The sequence below is a fragment of the Aquamicrobium defluvii genome (assembly GCF_004363725.1).
Lineage (GTDB): Bacteria > Pseudomonadota > Alphaproteobacteria > Rhizobiales > Rhizobiaceae > Mesorhizobium > Mesorhizobium defluvii.
On sequence record NZ_SNZF01000006.1, the window covers coordinates 92326 to 110112 of the forward strand.

Annotated in this window: 15 protein-coding genes; 9 read left to right on the plus strand and 6 right to left on the minus strand. The window is 65.2% G+C overall.

What is annotated here, in order from left to right:
- Positions 1 to 307: 307 nt before the first annotated feature.
- Positions 308 to 1033, plus strand: a complete 726-nt coding sequence (locus tag DES43_RS06510) for a Crp/Fnr family transcriptional regulator (RefSeq protein ID WP_035024794.1) — start codon at positions 308 to 310, stop codon at positions 1031 to 1033.
- Between the two features lie 30 nt (positions 1034 to 1063).
- Here the strand turns inward: DES43_RS06510 and DES43_RS06515 are convergent, their stop codons facing one another.
- The gene (locus tag DES43_RS06515; RefSeq protein WP_245264661.1) at positions 1064 to 1837 is read right to left on the minus strand and encodes a helix-turn-helix transcriptional regulator; all 774 of its coding nucleotides are present in this window, start codon (positions 1835 to 1837) and stop codon (positions 1064 to 1066) included.
- Positions 1838 to 2090: 253 nt separating this feature from the next.
- Complete coding sequence (locus DES43_RS06520; RefSeq protein ID WP_035024796.1) at positions 2091 to 2954, minus strand: DMT family transporter; 864 nt, start codon at positions 2952 to 2954, stop codon at positions 2091 to 2093.
- Positions 2955 to 3069: 115 nt separating this feature from the next.
- Here DES43_RS06520 and DES43_RS06525 point away from each other — a divergent pair, with 115 nt between their 5' ends.
- Positions 3070 to 4473, plus strand: coding sequence for an aminotransferase-like domain-containing protein (locus DES43_RS06525; protein ID WP_035025029.1), 1404 nt, complete (start codon positions 3070 to 3072; stop codon positions 4471 to 4473).
- A 2-nt stretch (positions 4474 to 4475) separates the two neighbouring features.
- On the opposite strand, the gene DES43_RS06530 is transcribed toward DES43_RS06525, so the two are convergent.
- Positions 4476 to 5534 carry an ornithine cyclodeaminase gene (locus DES43_RS06530; RefSeq protein ID WP_035024798.1) on the minus strand — a complete coding sequence of 353 codons (1059 nt, stop codon included), beginning with the start codon at positions 5532 to 5534 and terminating at the stop codon, positions 4476 to 4478.
- Positions 5535 to 6452, minus strand: coding sequence for an arginase (rocF, locus tag DES43_RS06535; RefSeq protein ID WP_035025031.1), 918 nt, complete (start codon positions 6450 to 6452; stop codon positions 5535 to 5537).
- A gap of 134 nt (positions 6453 to 6586) precedes the next feature.
- Between rocF and DES43_RS06540 the strand changes: the two genes are divergently transcribed.
- Positions 6587 to 7024 carry an Lrp/AsnC family transcriptional regulator gene (locus DES43_RS06540; RefSeq protein WP_035024800.1) on the plus strand — a complete coding sequence of 146 codons (438 nt, stop codon included), beginning with the start codon at positions 6587 to 6589 and terminating at the stop codon, positions 7022 to 7024.
- A gap of 7 nt (positions 7025 to 7031) precedes the next feature.
- On the opposite strand, the gene DES43_RS06545 is transcribed toward DES43_RS06540, so the two are convergent.
- A complete protein-coding gene (locus DES43_RS06545) occupies positions 7032 to 8510 on the minus strand; it encodes an oligosaccharide flippase family protein (RefSeq protein WP_133674865.1) in 1479 nt (492 codons plus the stop codon).
- Positions 8511 to 8761: 251 nt separating this feature from the next.
- Between DES43_RS06545 and DES43_RS06550 the strand changes: the two genes are divergently transcribed.
- The 6 genes from DES43_RS06550 to DES43_RS06575 all read left to right on the plus strand — a co-directional run bounded on the left by DES43_RS06550 (position 8762) and on the right by DES43_RS06575 (position 16462).
- The gene (locus DES43_RS06550) at positions 8762 to 10042 is read left to right on the plus strand and encodes an HAD-IIIA family hydrolase (RefSeq protein WP_063608052.1); all 1281 of its coding nucleotides are present in this window, start codon (positions 8762 to 8764) and stop codon (positions 10040 to 10042) included.
- A gap of 2 nt (positions 10043 to 10044) precedes the next feature.
- On the plus strand, positions 10045 to 11268 hold the full coding sequence (locus DES43_RS06555; RefSeq protein WP_051520449.1) for an AGE family epimerase/isomerase: 1224 nt from the start codon (positions 10045 to 10047) through the stop codon (positions 11266 to 11268).
- A gap of 88 nt (positions 11269 to 11356) precedes the next feature.
- The gene (locus DES43_RS06560; RefSeq protein WP_035025035.1) at positions 11357 to 12289 is read left to right on the plus strand and encodes an NAD-dependent epimerase/dehydratase family protein; all 933 of its coding nucleotides are present in this window, start codon (positions 11357 to 11359) and stop codon (positions 12287 to 12289) included.
- A gap of 163 nt (positions 12290 to 12452) precedes the next feature.
- Positions 12453 to 13490 (plus strand): GHMP family kinase ATP-binding protein, encoded by a 1038-nt coding sequence (locus DES43_RS06565; protein WP_035024804.1) that lies wholly within the window; start codon positions 12453 to 12455, stop codon positions 13488 to 13490.
- A 2-nt stretch (positions 13491 to 13492) separates the two neighbouring features.
- Positions 13493 to 14914, plus strand: coding sequence for an aminotransferase class I/II-fold pyridoxal phosphate-dependent enzyme (locus DES43_RS06570; protein ID WP_133674866.1), 1422 nt, complete (start codon positions 13493 to 13495; stop codon positions 14912 to 14914).
- 114 nt (positions 14915 to 15028) lie between these two features.
- Positions 15029 to 16462: a DUF4214 domain-containing protein gene (locus tag DES43_RS06575; protein WP_035024808.1), complete on the plus strand. Its 1434-nt coding sequence runs from the start codon at positions 15029 to 15031 to the stop codon at positions 16460 to 16462.
- Here the strand turns inward: DES43_RS06575 and DES43_RS06580 are convergent.
- Complete coding sequence (locus DES43_RS06580) at positions 16459 to 17691, minus strand: glycosyltransferase (protein WP_035025036.1); 1233 nt, start codon at positions 17689 to 17691, stop codon at positions 16459 to 16461. The two genes, DES43_RS06575 and DES43_RS06580, sit on opposite strands and share 4 nt — an antisense overlap.
- Positions 17692 to 17787 lie beyond the last annotated feature (96 nt).

Here is a 17787-nt window from a genome sequence, read left to right on the forward strand (position 1 = left end):
GTATGCATACCTCTTCCGACTCGCCCGGCACTATCCGGACAGGCTGAGCGTACCTCATATGAGCTATGTTTTTCACACTGTGTTTTTATTGACACATTTTCTGGAGTTTAAACGGAAACAAAACCACGTCGGCAAAGGCATAGATCGCCGCTTCAACGAATAGGGGATTTTTTTATTTATTGATTCAAGTTAACCTTGAACAACCTTTGGTAGCCCATTTCGGCTTTGGCGGATGAAAACCGTCTTGCAGCAGCAATCGCTTGTAGCGTGAGACTTTTGGGGAGGAAGCAACAAGAAGGGGTGTCGGATGAATGAATGGCACGACGCGCTCACCCGGAAACTGCAAGCGTTCAAGGGCCTGGGGCCCGAAGACATGGAAATGCTGCGCGAACTGCAGAAGCCACGCTCGCTGATAGAGTCCGGCAAGGAAGTCGTCTACGAGGGACAATATCCGCATTCAGCCTATATACTGCGCGAAGGCTGGGCATGTTCCTACAAGAGGCTGCGCGATGGCAGCCGCCAGATCATCGACATACAGATACCGGGCGATTTCCTGGGGCTTCGCAGTCTGCTGCTCAGGGCTTCCGATCACAGCTTCCTCACCATAACCGATGTCGAGGTGGCGCGGCTCGACAGGCAGCGGATGCTGGATGTATTCCGCCGGACCCCAAGGCTTGCGGTGGGGCTCATGTGGGCGGCATCCCGCGACGAGGCCATGGTAGTGGAGCATCTGGTGAGCATCGGCCGGCGGGGCGCGTTCGAGCGTACCGCGCATTTCCTGCTTGAATTGGGCGAGCGGCTGAAACTGGTCGGCATCGGCGACGGCCGCACCTATCCATGTCCGATCTCGCAATCCATTCTGGCCGACGCGCTTGGCATGACCGCAATTCACATCAACAGGGTGCTGCGCCAGTTGCGGGAGGCGAAGATCGTCGTCTTTCGCGACGGCATCGTCGAGTTCCTCGACATCAAGCGCGCCGCCGAGATAACGGGTTTCGAGATGGCTTATCTCGATCAGGTGCCTGTGAACTGACCCCTCTCCCTGTCGGTGCGCGGGAATCGGCTATTTCCGAACCCGGAATATCCCGTCCGCCCGGGCACTGATACCTTCACGAAAACGCGCCGCGGCTTCCGACCGGTTCTGGACGCCCAGCTTGCCGATGATGTTGTGAAGATGGACCTTGACGGTATGTTCCGACAGGGAAAACTCCGCCGCAATCGTCTTGTTCTGCAGGCCGCGTGCGACCATTTCGAGAATCTGGAGCTCCCGCGCCGTCAGCGTCGCCAGTTCGTCGTCATCCGCAATCGCTCGTGATTCATCAGTCATGCCTGACGCAGTGCCCGGAGATGCCCCGCCGGCGATCTGGCTGAAGAACATCCGGGCCGGGAAATATTCCCCGCCATGCAGAAGAAGCCGGACGACAGAGAGCCAGACATCCAGCCTGAGGTTCATCGGCAACACGCCCCGCACCAGACGCGAGCGCAGCGCATCCTTCAGATGCAATGACGGTTCCCGGTCTCCATGCTCTATCGCCGCGGCGCTCGCGAGCGGATGGATGCGGAGTATCTCGGATGCAATCGCTTCCACCGCAGGCAGTGTATGCGGTTCGCAAAGGATCAGCGCCAGCGGCTCGTCGAAGGGCTGACACGCGGCGGCGACATCCAAACGCTGCTCCACGACGACCCAGGGGAATTCGAGTTCGATGGCCCTGATCAGGCTTGTCGAGATGACGCCCGGCATGGCGACCATCAACATGACCCGACGCGCGGCGTCGGTCTCGTCCGGCTGCTCGCCGGAAGCAGCCGGCCCCGCGCCCGTATGGATCGGATCGGTCAATGCAGTCCCTCCCCTGCCCCTCTCGACAAGACGGCGCAGCCCGGCAAGATCGCCTCGGCGGACCGGACCGACGAACCGGAATCCGTCAGTTCCCGACGATAAGCGCAGAAGCGAGATGCGGCGATGCCGCAATAGGCGGCAGGGCCAATCCTTCAAGGGAGAATGAAACGCGCCCGTCAGGCCAACCGGCTGCGCCTTTGGGTGGCCGCCGCCTGTGCCGGCCATCCTTATGGATGAGCTGGCTGGCCTGCGTTCATCTGGCGAACTTCCGGGCGCCGGCAACACAAAAGACGATGGCGACGGTGACGCCGATCATTGCTGGATTCACCTCCTCGTGGAGCAGAAGGCCAGCGAGCGCCAGACCGAAGAAGGGCTGGAGAAGCTGAAGCTGGCCAACGGCGGCTATGCCGCCCTGCGCGAGGCCACGATACCAGAAAACGAAGCCGATCAGCATGGAAAACAGCGACACATAGGCGAGCCCGAGCCACGCCGGGCCACCGACACCTGCAAGCGTGTCCGGTCTGGTTGCAAATGCTATTACCAGCATCACCGGCAGGGAAAGCACGAGCGCCCAGGAGATGACCTGCCATCCGCCGAGCCTGCGCGACAGCTTCGCACCCTCGGCATAACCCAGCCCGCAAACGACTATCGCCGCGACCATCAGCAGATCGCCCGCCGGCGCGGCCGTTATGCCCTGCGAAACCGCAAAACCCACGACCAGGGCGCTGCCGAGCAGGGAAAATGCCCAGAAGGCAGGGCGGGGACGTTCGCCGCCGCGCACCACGCCAAAGATGGCAGTAGCGAGCGGCAGCAGGCCGATAAACACGATCGAATGCGCGGAGGTGATATGCTGCAAGGCAATGGCCGTAAGCAGCGGAAAGCCGACCACAACGCCCAGCGAAACGATGGCGAGCGACATCAGGTCGCCCCGCTCCGGCCGACGCTCCCCCAGTGCAGCCAGCAGCAGCAATGCGATCGCGCCTGCGATCGCCGCACGCGACGCGGTCAGGAATACCGGCGCGAAGTCCGCCACCGCCACGCGCGTGGCAGGAAGGGAGCCCGAAAAAATCAGAACGCCCAGAAATCCGTTCACCCAGCCGGCCGCTGTCCTGTCCATGTTCCTCACCCGTTGTCCAGACCATGCGTATCGAACAGGTGGCCATGGATTTTCCAGATACAGTACAGTACGATTTTATAGAACTGTACTGGTTCGAAAAGCAGGACGGATGAATATGGACGCGACGCAGACGGTGCCGGCGCATGGGGACACGCTGATTGCCACGGTCATGGCGTCGGTGCGCCAGCGCATAACCTCGCGCAGCCTGACGCCCGGCATGCGCCTGCCCTCGATCCGTGCGCTGGCCACAAGCATGGGCATCTCCAAATCGACGGTGGTCGAAGCTTATGAAAGGCTGGCCGCCGAGGGTGTCATCCGCTCCCGCCCCGGCTCCGGCTTCTACGTCGCTGCACCCATGGCACCGCTTTCACTTTCCGAAATCGGCCCGAGGCTAGATCGCGAGGTCGATCCCTTGTGGATTTCGCGCCAGTCGCTCGATGCCGGTGACACCATGCTGAAACCCGGTTGCGGCTGGCTCCCGGCCTCATGGATGCCGCATGAGGCGTTGCGGCGGGGCCTGCGCTCGCTTTCACGCGCGGCCGATGCCACGCTTGCCGACTACGGCACGCCGCTGGGCCTGCGGCCGCTGCGCGAGCTGCTGGCCCGGCGCATGGGCGGGCACAATATCGCGGCAGGGCCGGAACAGATCATGCTGACCGAATCCGGCACCCAGGCCATCGACCTGATCTGCCGCTACATGCTCGACGCGGGAGACACGGTGCTGGTCGACGATCCCTGCTATTTCAATTTTCATGCGCTGCTGCGTGCACACCGTGCAAGGGTGGTTTCGGTGCCCTATGGCCCGGATGGACCGGACATCGGGCAACTGGCAACGGTGCTGGAAGAGCACAGGCCAAGGCTCTATCTGACCAACAGCGGCATCCATAACCCCACCGGAGCCAGCCTTTCGCCGGTGACCGCGCACCGGCTGCTGAAGCTTGCCGAGCAGCATGACCTCATCATCGTCGAGGACGATATCTTCGCCGATTTCGAACTGACGCCGGCACCTCGTCTTGCAGCTTTCGACGGACTGGAGCGCGTCATCGCCATCGGCAGCTTCTCCAAGACCCTGTCGGCATCGCTACGCTGCGGTTATATCGCGGCAAAACCGGAATGGATCGAGGGGCTGGTCGACCTCAGGATCGCCACCAGCTTCGGGGGCAGCCATTTCGCGGAGGCGCTGGTTCAGGCGGTGCTGACCGACGGCGGCTATCGCAAGCATCTGGAAGGTCTTCGCACGCGGCTGGCGCGCGCCATGGCCGAGACTGCCGTGCGGCTTGAAGAAACCGGCATTGTGCCCTGGCTGATGCCGCAGGCCGGGATGTTCCTGTGGTGCCGGCTACCGGCGGGCGCGGATGCGGGCAAGGTCGCCCGCCATGCGCTTTCCGAAGGGATCGTGCTGGCGCCCGGCAACGCCTTCAGCCTCTCGCAGACTGCCCATGGCTTCATGCGCTTCAACGTCGCCCAGTCCGGCGACGCGCGCATCTACCGAATGCTGAAAGCGGCCCTGTCCGGCTGAGATCAGTGCGCGGCAGGGGCTGCCGGCGAGCGCATCAGCATGCCGAACAGATCGCGCGGATCGTCCGGGTCGGCAATCAGGTCGAGGAATTCGAGCGCAGCGCCGCCGACCGTCAGATCGTAGACATAGCGCAGCGCCGAAAAATCCTCGATGGCGAACCCTACCGAGTCGAACAGGGTGATCTGGCGTTCGTCGCGCCGGCCGATGGCATGGCCTTCTATAACGTCCCACAGTTCGGTTACGGCATGGTCTTCCGGCAGTTGCTGGATTTCGCCCTCGATGCGCGTCTGCGGGGGAAATTCCACGAAGATATCGGAGCGCAACAGAATGTCCCGGTGGATCTCGGTCTTGCCGGGGCAATCGCCGCCCACCGCGTTGATGTGCACGCCGGGGCCGACCATGTTGTCTGTGAGGATCGTGGCATATTGCTTGTCCGCGGTGGCGGTGGTGATGATCGCGGCCCCCTCGACCGCCTCGGCCGCCGCATCGCAAATCTCGATCGATGCAAAACCCTGACGGGCGAGGTTGCCGGCGCATTTGCGCGACGCTGCCGGGTCGATGTCGTAAAGGCGCAGCCTGTCGACGCCCAGCAGCGCCTTGAAGGCAAGGGCCTGGAATTCGGACTGCGCGCCATTGCCGATCACCGCCATGGTCCTCGCACCTTTCGGCGCAAGATATTTGCCGGCGACGGCCGACATGGCGGCGGTGCGCAGGGCAGTCAGCATGGTCATTTCAGACAGAAGCACAGGATAGCCGGTCGAGACATGCGACAGCAACCCGAAGGCAGTCACGGTCTGAAGCCCTTCACGCGTGTTCTTCGGATGGCCATTGACATATTTGAAGCCGTAGAGCGTGCCGTCGCTGGTGGGCATCAGCTCGATGACGCCGTCGACGCTGTGAGAGGCGATGCGCGGCGTCTTGTCAAAGCTCTGCCAGCGGCGGAAATCCTCCTCGATGTAGCCGGCCAGTTCGGTGAGAAAGCGCTCTATCCCCACCGAATGCACCAGTCGCATCATGCGGTCGACGCTGACAAACGGCACGACATTCAGTTGCTTTTCCATTCAGGCGGCCCTCCTCCTGCCCGTTATCGTCTTGCCGAGCAGGCTGCCCACCAGTTCGATGGCGAGGCCTGCCGTGCGGCCACGCTCGTCGAGCGTGGGATTCAGTTCAACCACGTCCAAGCTGGTGACCAGCCCGCTTTCGTGAAGCATTTCCATGGCCAGATGCGCCTCGCGGAAGGTTGCGCCGCCCTGAACCGGCGTGCCGACGCCCGGCGCCAGCGGCGGGTCGAGGAAATCCACATCGAACGAGACATGCAGCAGCCCGTTCGCCGCACGCACCTCGTCGAGGAACGATTCCAGCAAGGGGCCGATGCCCTTGCGGTCGATGGCGCTCATGTCATATGCGCGCACGGGGGAGCCAGCCAGCGCCTCGCGCTCCGCCTTGTCCACGCTGCGCAGTCCCAGGATGCAGACGCGCTCCGGCGCCAGCGGGGCGGGGAGCGGCGGGAAGTAATTTTCGAAGCCGGGCAGGCCGCACAGATAGGCGAGCGGCACGCCGTGCAGGTTGCCGCTGGTGGTGGTGTCCAGCGTGTGGAAATCAGAGTGAGCGTCCATCCACAGCACGAACAGCGGACGGCCCTGCTCGGCGGCGCGGCGGGCCAGACCCGACACGGAGCCGGCCGAGATGCTGTGGTCGCCGCCGAGGAATATCGGGAAGCCATCCGCGCCCGCCTCATAGGCAACCGCGGCGGTCGCCTCGATCCAGGCGCTGATTTCGGGCAGGAATTTCAAATGGTTGGGATGATCCGGGACACAACGCGGCTGCGGCCCCGGAACGGGGCCGAGGTCAACCACCTCATGGCCGAGGTCGCGCAGGGCAGCGGCAAGCCCCGCTCCTTTCAACGCCTCCGGACCGAGCGCGCATCCGGGAACGGGCTGTCCCTGCTCGACCGGTACGGAAATCAGCTTGCAGTTCATGGCCGCCCTCATTGTCGCCTTCTCCCCGTCAAGAAGACCCAATTTTCGCGGCATCCGGAAGCAACCAGATTGCCTAATCCGGCCGCAGGACTTACCATAATGGCAAGGCATATCGATCAGATTGGACAGCGGAAATGGACGCGACAGACCAGCGCCTCATCACCATACTGCGTCATGACGGGCGATGCAGCCTTTCCGACCTCGCCGCCGAACTCGGCATCACCCGCGCCACCGTACGGGCGCGGCTGGAACGGCTGAAAAAAACCGGCGAGATCATCGGCTTCACCGTCATCCTGCGTTCCGACGCCATCGACCTGCCGGTGCGCGGCATCATGATGATCGAGGTCGGCGGCCGCAGCGCCGACTCCGTGATCGGAGCACTGAACGGATTCCCGGAGGTGAGCTCCATCCACACCACCAACGGAAAATGGGATCTGGTGGTGGAACTGGGAACGTCCGACCTGATCGAGTTCGATCAGGTGCTGCGGCGCATCCGGCTGATACCGGGAATCACGAATTCCGAAACCAGCCTGCTGCTGGCCACGCCGCGCAGCGTCAGGGCGCGGCTTTAAAAAGGAGTCAGGGCGCGCCGCCGCGAAGGGAGTGAAGCTTCACGGTCAGGCGCTTCGGCATGACCAGCGACAAGGCGTGCAGGAACTCGCTTCTGGCGATCAGGGCGAGCGCGCCCACATAGACCGCTGCGCCCACCGACACCAGAATCGCCAGTGAAAGGACGGGAGCGAAGCCGGCTGGCAGCACCGCGCGAACGAGCAGCACGGCGAGCAGCATGGCAATACCGGCTTCTATGGGAGCGCGCATGATGCGAAGATGCTCGTGCCGGCCGACGCCCGTCATCTGGCCCGCCGCGATGAAGGCCAGCGGGCTGAGCAGCACGGCCCTCAGCAGCATGGCGCAGGCGATGGCGACGATGCCGAAGGACGCGGCGGCTACGATGACGGCCATGTTGGCCACGGTGTGCACCACCTGTATGCGGAACCAGACGCCGGGCCGGCCGCCGCCCTGCACCACGGATCGCTGCACCCCGCTGATCGCCCCCAGCATTCCCATGAACACGAAGGCGTACATCACCGGGGCCGCATCGAGCCATTTCTCGCCGAACAGCACACGAATGGAGAGGTCGCCCACCGCCAGCAGGCCGAGATTCATCGGAACGGCCATGATCATGGCCAGCGACAGGGTCTGCACATAGGCGGAGCGCAGCCGCTCGACATTGCCCTGGATGGAGGCGATCAGCGGCGTGGTGACGCTGATCGACGGCCCGATGATGGCGTCCGTCATGAGGTCGTTGAGCCGGCGTCCGATGGAGTAGAGGCCGAGCGCATGCGGCCCCAGCAGGGAGCCGATGATGCCCCTGTCGATCTGCGAATTGGCGACATCGAGACCCTGCTGCCCGAACATGACCAGCAGGGTCGAGCGCGCGGCTCCGACGGCGCGTGGCGACACCCGCCACAGCGGCGTCCAGCCGGCGCAGTACCAGTTCAGGACGCAGGTGATGCAGTGATAGATGAGGGCCGTCATGACGGCGCTGAGGGCACCGTAGCCCTGAAGCGCCATGACCACGGTGACCGGGGCGAGCGCCAGCGACAGCACTCCCGTCTGCATGCCGATGCGGGCGAGGTCCCGCTTCACGATACGGATCGCGCCCGGAACGCCGCCGATGCCGTTGGCGAGGATGGAGCCGGCCACGACCCACATCAGCGTTTCGAATTCGGGCGTGTCGAGAATGCGGGCGGCCGGGGCGGCTGCCAGCGCGCATCCGGCGGCGACGATGACGGACAGGCCGAGGCTCAGCCAGAACATCGCCGATACGGCGTCGCGCCCGAGGTCCTGCCGCACGATCAGCGTTTCACGAAATGCGGCGGTCGTCACCAGCGTGCCGATGAAGAAGACGACCGTCGAAAGGGTCATCAGGCCGAACTGGTAGATTTCGAGGATGCGGGCGAGGAAAACGGCGAGCAGGAACGCCGTCACCATGTTGACCACCTGCGACCCCACCAGCCAATAGGCGCCCAACCTCGCCTGCTGCTTCAGCACCATTGCGGCTTTCCCCCATCGCTGGCGCACGGCCGGACATTTGCCCGACCGGACTTGCGGAGCACCGGCAAGAATGCGGCCGCCGGCGGCGCAATGGCAAGCGATCAGCCGAGGTAGCAAGTCAACAGCTTGGCGAGGGGGCTACCCCTTATTGTTGCGTTGATGCTTCGTGGAGAGGCGCGGAAGCTGATCGTGCAGACCAGCATCCGCCGACCGCGCAACCCGCTGCCGGCAAACCACGGGGGGTACGTGGCATGGCTGTCAGGCAGGCAGTCTTCCTCGTCGGGGGCAAGGGAACGCGTCTCGGTACGGTGACGGCCGCCACGCCGAAGCCGTTGCTTCCGATCACGCCGGACATGCTGCTCATCGATCTGCTGATCGAGGAGGCGGTGCGCCACGGCTTCACCGACATCGTGCTTCTGGCCGGCCATCTGGGCGACAGCGTCGAGCGCCTCTATCACGGACGCCGGATCAGGGAGGCGACCGTCCGCGTGATCCGCGAGCCGGAGCCGGCGGGCACCGGCGGCGCGCTGCGCCACGCCGCAGGCATCCTCGACCCATGGTTCCTGCTGGCGAACGGCGATTCCTGGTTCGACATCAACCTGCGCGCCCTGACGCTCGCGCCGCCGCGAGCCGGCCTTGCGCGCATCGCCCTGCGCCCGATGGCGGACACGGCGCGCTACGGCTCGGTCGAGCTGCACGGCAGGCGTATCACCGCCTTCACCGAAAAGAAGGCCGCCGCCGGATCGGGGCCCGTTCCGGGGCTCATCAATGGCGGGCTCTATCTGCTCAGGCGCGCGATTCTCGACCGTATCGCCGGCCCCTGCTCCATCGAGCAGGACGTGTTTCCGGCCCTTGTGCGACAAGGCGCCGTCGAGGGCCGGGTGTTCGACGGCTATTTCCTCGACATCGGCCTGCCGGAAACTCTGGCGCAGGCGCGGCGCGAGCTGCCCATGAGGCTGGCGCGCCCCGCCGCCTTCCTCGACCGCGACGGCGTGCTCAACATCGACCACGGCTACACCCACCGGCCCGAGCAGCTGCGGTGGATGGAAGGCGCGCGCGAAGCCGTGCTCGCCCTCAACGAGGCGGGCTATCTTGTGTTCGTGGTCACCAATCAGGCCGGCGTCGCCCATGGCTTCTACCACGAGGCGGACGTGCATGCCTTCCACGCGCGCATGCAGGCGGAACTGGCCGACATGGGCGCTCATATCGACGCCTTCTACCATTGCCCCTTCCATCCGGACGCAACGATCCGCCGGTACAGGCATCCCTCGCATCCCGACCGCAAGCCCAATCCGGGCATGCTGCTGAAGGCGCAGCGCGAATGGCGCATCCGCGACCGCGGCAGCTTCCTCATCGGCGACCGGGAAAGCGACATCGAGGCCGCGAACCGGGCCGGCATACCGGCCATGCTGTTCGACGGCACCAACCTGCTCGCCACGGTGCGGCAGGCGCTGGCCGCCGTCCGCCCGGCCCCGGGCGCGCCGACGCCGATACCGATTTCCATCGAAACTCCAGCCATGCAGGCAGGTTGACCATGCCGTATCTCACAGCCACGCGCCAGAAAATCGCCATCGATCACGGATGGCAGGCCGATACCGCCGTCCAGCGGGCCAGCCGGTGGCTGCTCGATTGCGCCATTCCGCTGTGGGCCGCAAACGGGGTCGACCGCAAGCGCGGCGGCTATGTCGAGCAGATGGCCTTCGACGCGTCGGCGCGGCCGGTCGACTTCAAGCGTACGCGGGTGATCGGGCGGCAGATCTACGTCTTCAGCCATGCGGCCCTGCTCGGCCAGAAAGACGCGCTCGAATGCGCCCGCTTCGGCCACGATTTCCTCACCCGCAATGCGTGGCTCGGGCCGGACGGCGGCTGGGCGCGGCTGCTCACCCCCGACGGGCGCGTGAAGGATGCGACGCCCGACCTCTACGACCTCGCCTTCATCCTCTACGCCTTCGGCTGGTATCGGCGCGCTTCCGGGGACGAGACCGTCGACCAATGGGCGCTCAGCACGCTCGACTTCATCGAGACGCATATGCGCCATCCGGGCGGGCAGGGTTTTCTGGTCGAGAAGCCGGCCTCCGGCGCGCGGCTCCAGAACCCGCACATGCATCTTCTGGAAGCCGCCCTGATCAATCTCGAAGCCAGCGGCGACGCGCGCTTCCGCCGCCTCGCCGACGAGATCGTCGAACTGTTCGCAACGCGCTTCTTCGATCCTCGCACCTCGACGCTGGGCGAACAGTTCGACGAGCGGTGGAACCGGCTGCGCAATGCCGCGGGGCGCGCCATCGAGCCCGGCCACCAGTTCGAATGGGCGTGGATACTGGCGCGCTACCAGCGCCTTACCGGCCGCGACATGCGGCCCTTCGTGGAGGGGCTGACATGGTTTGCCGAGACCCATGGCGTGGAGCACGGCGACTGGCTGGCCCTGAACACGGTTCGCGACGACGGCGTCGTCCTCGATGCCGGCTCGCGCGTGTGGCCCAACACCGAGCGCATACAGGCGGGGGTGGCCATGTTCGAACTGTTCGGCATCGACCCGCGCCCGGTGTTCGCCAGCAGCACGCGCGTGCTGTTCGACCATTTCCTCGATCGGGGCCATTCCCCCGACCGCAAACTGGCCGGAACGTGGATGGACCGGATCGACGCGGAGCGGCGGCCGGTGACGGACCATGTGCCCGCCTCCACACTCTACCACCTGACGATCGCCTTCGCGGAAATGATCAGGATCGCGCCGGAGGTGGAGGACGCCTTTCCATCGTGAGGGGTCCATCGTGACGGGTCCAGCGTGACGGGCCCTTCGTGACACAGGGACAGCTTTTTTTCTTTTCACGAATTGTCGGGGGATGACGATGCACATACTGGTTACCGGCGGGGCCGGCTATATCGGCTCGGTTCTGGTCCCGACACTGCTGGAGCACGGGCATGGCGTGACCGTGCTCGACACCTTCGAGCGCGGCACCACCGAGCTTGCCTCCTGCTGCCGCCATGCGGGCTTCGAGCCGGTTCGCGGCGACGCGCGCGACGAGCGCCTTCTGGACGAGCTGGTGCCCAGGGCCGACGCGGTGATCCCGCTCGCCGCCCTTGTCGGCGCGCCGCTGTGCAAGCAGGACCCGATCACCGCCACGACCCTGAACCGGGATGCGGTGGTGGCGCTGACGAAACGCGCCTCGCCGGCGCAGATGATCGTCTACCCCACCACCAATTCCGGCTACGGCATCGGCGAAAAGGGCATTTTCTGCACCGAGGAAACGCCGCTCAACCCGATCTCGCTCTACGGCACCACCAAGGTGGAGGCCGAGGCAGCGGTGCTGGAGAACGCGCAAGGGGTGACGCTGCGGCTGGCGACGGTGTTCGGCATGTCGCCGCGCATGCGCATCGACCTCTTGGTCAACGACTTCACATGGCGGGCCGTGACCGACCGCGCCGTCGTCATCTTCGAGGGCCATTTCAAGCGCAACTACATCCATGTGCGCGACGTGGTGAAGGGGTTCGAGCACGCGCTGGCCAATTTCGACGCCATGCGCGGCCAGCCCTACAATCTGGGCCTGTCCAGCGCCAATCTCTCCAAGCTGGAACTGTGCGAGCGCATAAGGGCGCATGTGCCGCAATTCGTCTATCTGGAAGCGCCCATCGGCGAGGACCCGGACAAGCGCGACTACATCGTTTCCAACGAGAAGCTGGAGCGCACCGGCTGGATGCCGGACTGGAGCCTCGACGACGGCATCGGGGAACTCATCCGCGGCTACAGGATGATCCGCAACTCGCGCTACGCGAATGTGTAGTACCCGCGAATACGCCCGAAGGCCGGACGCTCCCCCAAAGAGGGTAGCCCGACCGCCGAACGCCCGGTTTGCGCGGCGAAACGCCCACGGAAATACTGGTTACGGCCCGAAGGCCATCGCCTGCCGGACCGATTGCTGAATCTCTGGCATTGGGGGCATATCCATGATCATCGTCAGAAGTCCCTTGCGGGTGTCCTTCTTCGGCGGCGGCACCGATCATCCGACCTGGTTCAACCGGCCCGAGCCGGGAGCCGTGCTTTCCACCACCATCAACAAGTACATCTATGTGCAGCTGCGGCGGCTGCCGGCCGTGTTCGACTTCAACTACCGGGTCGCGTGGGGCATGCTGGAGGAAGTGCGCTGCATGAACGAAATCCGCCATCCGGTGGTGCGTGAGGTGCTCAAGCACTACGGTGCTGCCGACGACAGCGGCTATGAGGTGATCTACAACGCCGACCTGCCCTCGCAGACCGGCCTCGGCTCCTCCTCCGCCTTCACCGTCTCCCTGCTGCACGCCTATTTCGGCAATCTCGGCCGGCTGAGCCCCAAGCATGTGCTGGCCCGCGAGGCGATCTTCGTGGAGCAGGAACTGCTGAAGGAGACCGTCGGCTGCCAGGACCAGATCGCGGCCGCCCATGGCGGGCTCAACCGCATCGACTTCAGCCCCGGCGGCGATCATCGGGTGCGCCCGGTCAACATCACGCCGGCGCGGCGCGCGCTGCTGGAAGATTCGCTGATGATGTTCTTCACCGGCTTCACCCGCTCCGCCGACGCCATCGAGAAGAAGAAGGTGGCCCGCTTCGATGACCGCGCGCGCGAGCTGCGCGCCATGTACGACATGGTGGCCGAGGGCGAGCGCATCCTGACCGATCCGAACTGCCCGCTCACGGAGTTCGGGCGGCTGCTGCACCACGCATGGATGGAGAAGCGCAAGCTCGACAGCTCCGTCTCCAACCCGACCATCGACGGCTGCTACGATGCCGCACGCAAGGCGGGCGCGCTGGGCGGCAAGCTGCTGGGCGCCGGCGGCGGCGGCTTCCTTTTGATGTTCGTGCCGCCGGAGGCGCGCGCATCCGTGCTTTCGGCGCTGGCCAGCCTCACCTTCGTTCCGTTCCGGATGGAGCACGACGGCACATCGGTGGTTCTCTACAACCCCGACCTGACGTCGAATTATCTTACCTCGGCGGCAAGGGTGTCGTAGCCATGAACCTCCATGTGACAGGCACGCAAGCGGCGGCTGACGGTTTCGTCTGCCGCGCCACGGACAGCCTGTGGACGGCCATCGAACGCGCGCTCGACAACGGGTTCGGGCTGGTCTTCGTGACCGGCGGCGATGGCGAGGCATTGGGCCGCCTGACGCTCGGCGACCTGCGGCAGGCGTTGCGCGAGGGCGCGCATCTCGGCAACGCCAGCCTTAGCGGGATCGTCAGGCCCGGCAGCCTCGACGATGCGGATTCGCCCGTTGCGCCGGTGCTGGATGCGCGGCGGCGCATTGTCGGCATCGAGAAGCGGCCGGGCGCTGCGTTCCTGCCGGTGGCCGAGCCCGATCTTTCCCATGCCGAACTGCGCAATCTCATGGATGCGTTCCTCTCGACATGGATTTCCTCGACCGGCGATTACATCACGCGGTTCGAAACCTCCTTCGCCGCGCGCACCGGCATGAGCCACGGCGTCGCCACCTCCAACGGCACGGTGTCCCTGCATCTGGCGCTGGCCGCACTCGGCATCGGCCCCGGCGACGAGGTGATCGTGCCGGACCTGACCTTCGCCGCCTCGGCCAATGTGGTCATCCACCTTGGCGCAACGCCGGTACTGGTCGATGGCGATCCGCTGACCTGGTGCGTTTCGCCCGAGGCCATAGAGCGCGCGATCACGCCGCGCACGCGGGCGGTGATGCCGGTGCATGTGTTCGGCCGGCCGGCTCCGATGACCGAAATCCGCGACCTCGCGCTGCGGCACGGCCTGTTCGTCATCGAGGATTGCGCGGAGGCCCATGGCGCAAGCTATGACGGCCAGCCGGTCGGATCGTTCTCGGATGTGGCCAGCTTCTCCTTCTTCGCCAACAAGATCGTCACTACCGGTGAAGGCGGCATCTGCGTGACAAACGACGCCGACCTCGCCCGGCGCATGCGGATGCTGCGCGACCACGGCATGCGCCCGGAGCGCCGCTACTGGCACGAGGAAGCGGGCTATAATTTCCGCATGACCAATCTCCAGGCATCGATCGGCTGCGCCCAGCTCGACCGCATGGACGCCTTCCTGAACATGCGCCGCAAGGTGCATGAGGGCTATGAGGCGGCGCTCGGGCACCTGCCGGGCATCGCCTTCCCGCCACCCATGCCGTCAAGGCATGCGCCGGTGACGTGGTTCTCCTGCGCGCTGGTGCCGGCGGAAGCGCGGCCACGGCTCATCGAGGCGTGCAGGCAGGCGAACATCGACCTGCGGCCTTTCTTCCACGGCCTCTCCTCCATGCCGGCCTACCGGCGCTATGCCCGGAAATGTCCGGAAAGCGCGCGGCTTTCGGCCTGCGGCATCAACCTGCCGACCTCACGCAAGGTGGACGCACAGACGACCGCGCGGATTGCCGAAATTTTTGCGAGCGTGCTCACGGGAGGTGGGGGCTGAAGCGCGCCGCGATCTTCGCGATCGCTCCTTGCGCTTTAAGCTCTTGTTTTTACGCATGTCGTCATCCCGAAACCGGTTCCCACTTTCGGGCGACATGCTTTGGAGCGAGGCGCCATGATCGCACGGCTCTGCATGGCTCTGGCCGGGCTGCTCGGCGTGACCGCCGCGTGGAGCGCCGACCTTCAATGGGGCGTGAACGGTCACCCCTTCACGGCCTATCCCGACATCTCCTTCGAGCAGCAGCTCGACTATGTGCGCGATCTGGGCATGACATCCTACCGGGTGAACGTTTCCAGCCTCGACCATATTGCCGGGCTGGCGGCGCTGGTGAAGCAGGCAAAGGCGCGCGGCATCGACATCTTGCCGGTGATCACGCCCGATCTCGACCTCGACGCGGAGACGGCCGGCGATCTCTACGCAAAGTCCTACGCCATGGCGGTGACGCTGGTGTCGCGCTTCAGGGACGACATACGCGTGTGGGAGCTCGGCAACGAGATGGAAATCCACGCGCTGATCACGGCCTGCGAGATGCGCGACGACGGCACGCAATACGACTGTTCGTGGGGGACGGCCGGGGGCGACGATCCTTCGCATTATTTCACGCCGCGATGGAAGCAGGTGAGCGCCGTGCTGCGCGGCCTCTCCGACGGAGCCGAGGCGGCGGACCCCACGATCCGCAAGGCGATGGGCACCGCCGGCTGGGGCCACACCGGGGCCTTCGAGCGCATGAAGGCGGACGGCATCGACTGGGACATATCGGTCTGGCACCATTATGGCGACGACCTGAAACGGCCGCTCGAATATCTCAGGCAGTTCGGCAAGCCGGTCTGGATCACCGAGTTCAACCGTTCCAGCGAAAAGGGCGAGCAGGACCAGGCCGACGGGCTGCTGGACATGATGCGCCAGTTTCGCGACCTGCGGGCCGAATACCGCATCGAGGCCGCCCACATCTACGAGCTTCTGGACGAGCCCTACTGGGCACCGAGCTTCGAGGCGGTGATGGGCCTCGTGCGCCTGCGCAAGACGGAGGACGGCAGATGGACGCCGGACGGTGTCAAGCTGGCCTACGGCACGGCCAGGGGGTTCATCGCGGGAGGCGGCAATGCGGAAGCCCTGACGACCGCGCCACCCGCCGCCGCCGGTTGCGACCGGAAGTCGCTGAACAGCACCGTGGTCAATCGTGCCAATCAGGTGGCCTATCTCTATTGCCTCGCCCTGCACCGCCTGCCGACCCCTGCCGAGCAATGGCGCGATTCACTGGCAATGAAACGCGGACAGGGCATCACCGAAATGCTGGCAAAGCTTATGGAGACGCGCGAGTTCCGGCAGGCGCAACCCGTCGAGCGCATGACGAACGCGGATTACATAAAGGGCATCTATATGCTGCTGCTCGGGCGCGAGCCCGATGGCCGGGGCCTGTCGGATTATCTTGCCCGCCTCGGCCGCCGCGAGCTGACGCCGCTGCAACTGGCGCTGGAACTCGCCGGCTCGGACGAGTTCCGCGCGGCCCATCCGCTGCTGTTTTCAGAAATCAAGGCGCAACCTTAAGTCCGCGTGGACGGCAGCGAGGCCATGGCCTGCAATATCTCGCGGTCGAAACGCGCCTCCGAAAAACGCTCGGCATTGAAGTGGCAGGCGAGCGGCGTGACCGTCGCTTCGTTGGCCTCGAAATGTTCGATCGCCTCGGTGAGGCTTTGCGCGTCCTGACGGGAGAAAAGCACGCCGGTCGGCTTTCGCGCCTGCCCGAGCGGCCTCACGATGTCGGCGGCGCCCCCCCGGCCGAAGGCGATCAGCGGCGTTCCGCAGAACTGCGCCTCGGCCAGCGTGATGCCGAAGTCCTCGCAGCCGGCGAACACCATCGCACGCGCATGGGCGATATGGCTTACATAGTCCTTGCGCGGCAGATGGCCGGTGAAGCTGATATTGGGACCGGCGCGCGAGCGCAGATGCTTCGACTGCGCCTCGTCGCCCACCACCACGAGGCGCCGCGACGGCATGCGGGTGAAAGCGTCGATGACGACATCCAGCCGCTTGTAGGGCGCGTGGAAGGCGGCGGTGACGTAGTAATCCTCCTTGGCCGGCACATAGTAGAGCTCGCCCGTGGGCACCGGCGGATGGACAACCATGGCCTCGCGCCCATAGATGCGCCGGATGCGCGAGCGCACATAGCTCGAATTGGCCAGCATCAGGTCCGGCCCGTGGGCCGTGCGCATGTCCCACATGCGCAGCTTGTGCAGCAGGTAGCGGAAGGCGAGGCCCTTCGGCCCGAAGCCGAACCGGCCCTGCCGGAGGTAGGAGAACTGCTCGTCCCACGCATAGCGGATGGGGCTGTGGACGTAGCACAGATGCGGCTGGTCCGGCCGGGTCAGCACCCCTCTGGAGAAGGCCGCCGAGGACGAGATGACGGCATCGTAGCCGGTGACGTCGAACTGCTCGATTAGGAACGGGCAGAGGAAGAACAGCGCCCGGTGATATTTGCGCACCAGCGGCAGCCTGTTGGCGACCGAGGTGTGGAAGGTCACATCGGGGAAATATTCCTCCTTCACCTCGCGCGGGAGGAAGTCGAACAGGGTGAAGACCTCCGCGTTCGGAAACACGGCGCATATGCGCGCCAGCACCCGTTCGCCGCCGCGAAAATTCGGGCACCAGTCATGGACCACGGCGATGCGCGCGTTGCGGTCGACCGCAGGCGCGTGAAGTTCGCTGTCGGCCGGCCCTTCCCACTGTGCGTCGAGACGCGCAACGCGCGCCCATTCGGTCTGGCGTGCCTGATGCATGACGGAAACCCACCCCATTCGAGCGCCCGTTCCGCGAAGGGCGTGAGCCCGAGTTTCCTATGGGGCAAGGTGAAGGAACAAGCTGGTCTAATGGCG

Coding starts and splice junctions, on each gene's coding strand:
- DES43_RS06510 (WP_035024794.1), top strand. CDS start 308: ATGAATGAATGGCACGACGCGCTCACCCGGAAACTGCAAGCGTTCAAG.
- DES43_RS06520 (WP_035024796.1), bottom strand. CDS start 2,954: ATGGACAGGACAGCGGCCGGCTGGGTGAACGGATTTCTGGGCGTTCTG.
- DES43_RS06525 (WP_035025029.1), top strand. CDS start 3,070: ATGGACGCGACGCAGACGGTGCCGGCGCATGGGGACACGCTGATTGCC.
- DES43_RS06530 (WP_035024798.1), bottom strand. CDS start 5,534: ATGGAAAAGCAACTGAATGTCGTGCCGTTTGTCAGCGTCGACCGCATG.
- rocF (WP_035025031.1), bottom strand. CDS start 6,452: ATGAACTGCAAGCTGATTTCCGTACCGGTCGAGCAGGGACAGCCCGTT.
- DES43_RS06540 (WP_035024800.1), top strand. CDS start 6,587: ATGGACGCGACAGACCAGCGCCTCATCACCATACTGCGTCATGACGGG.
- DES43_RS06545 (WP_133674865.1), bottom strand. CDS start 8,510: ATGGTGCTGAAGCAGCAGGCGAGGTTGGGCGCCTATTGGCTGGTGGGG.
- DES43_RS06550 (WP_063608052.1), top strand. CDS start 8,762: ATGGCTGTCAGGCAGGCAGTCTTCCTCGTCGGGGGCAAGGGAACGCGT.
- DES43_RS06555 (WP_051520449.1), top strand. CDS start 10,045: ATGCCGTATCTCACAGCCACGCGCCAGAAAATCGCCATCGATCACGGA.
- DES43_RS06560 (WP_035025035.1), top strand. CDS start 11,357: ATGCACATACTGGTTACCGGCGGGGCCGGCTATATCGGCTCGGTTCTG.
- DES43_RS06565 (WP_035024804.1), top strand. CDS start 12,453: ATGATCATCGTCAGAAGTCCCTTGCGGGTGTCCTTCTTCGGCGGCGGC.
- DES43_RS06570 (WP_133674866.1), top strand. CDS start 13,493: ATGAACCTCCATGTGACAGGCACGCAAGCGGCGGCTGACGGTTTCGTC.
- DES43_RS06575 (WP_035024808.1), top strand. CDS start 15,029: ATGATCGCACGGCTCTGCATGGCTCTGGCCGGGCTGCTCGGCGTGACC.
- DES43_RS06580 (WP_035025036.1), bottom strand. CDS start 17,691: ATGCATCAGGCACGCCAGACCGAATGGGCGCGCGTTGCGCGTCTCGAC.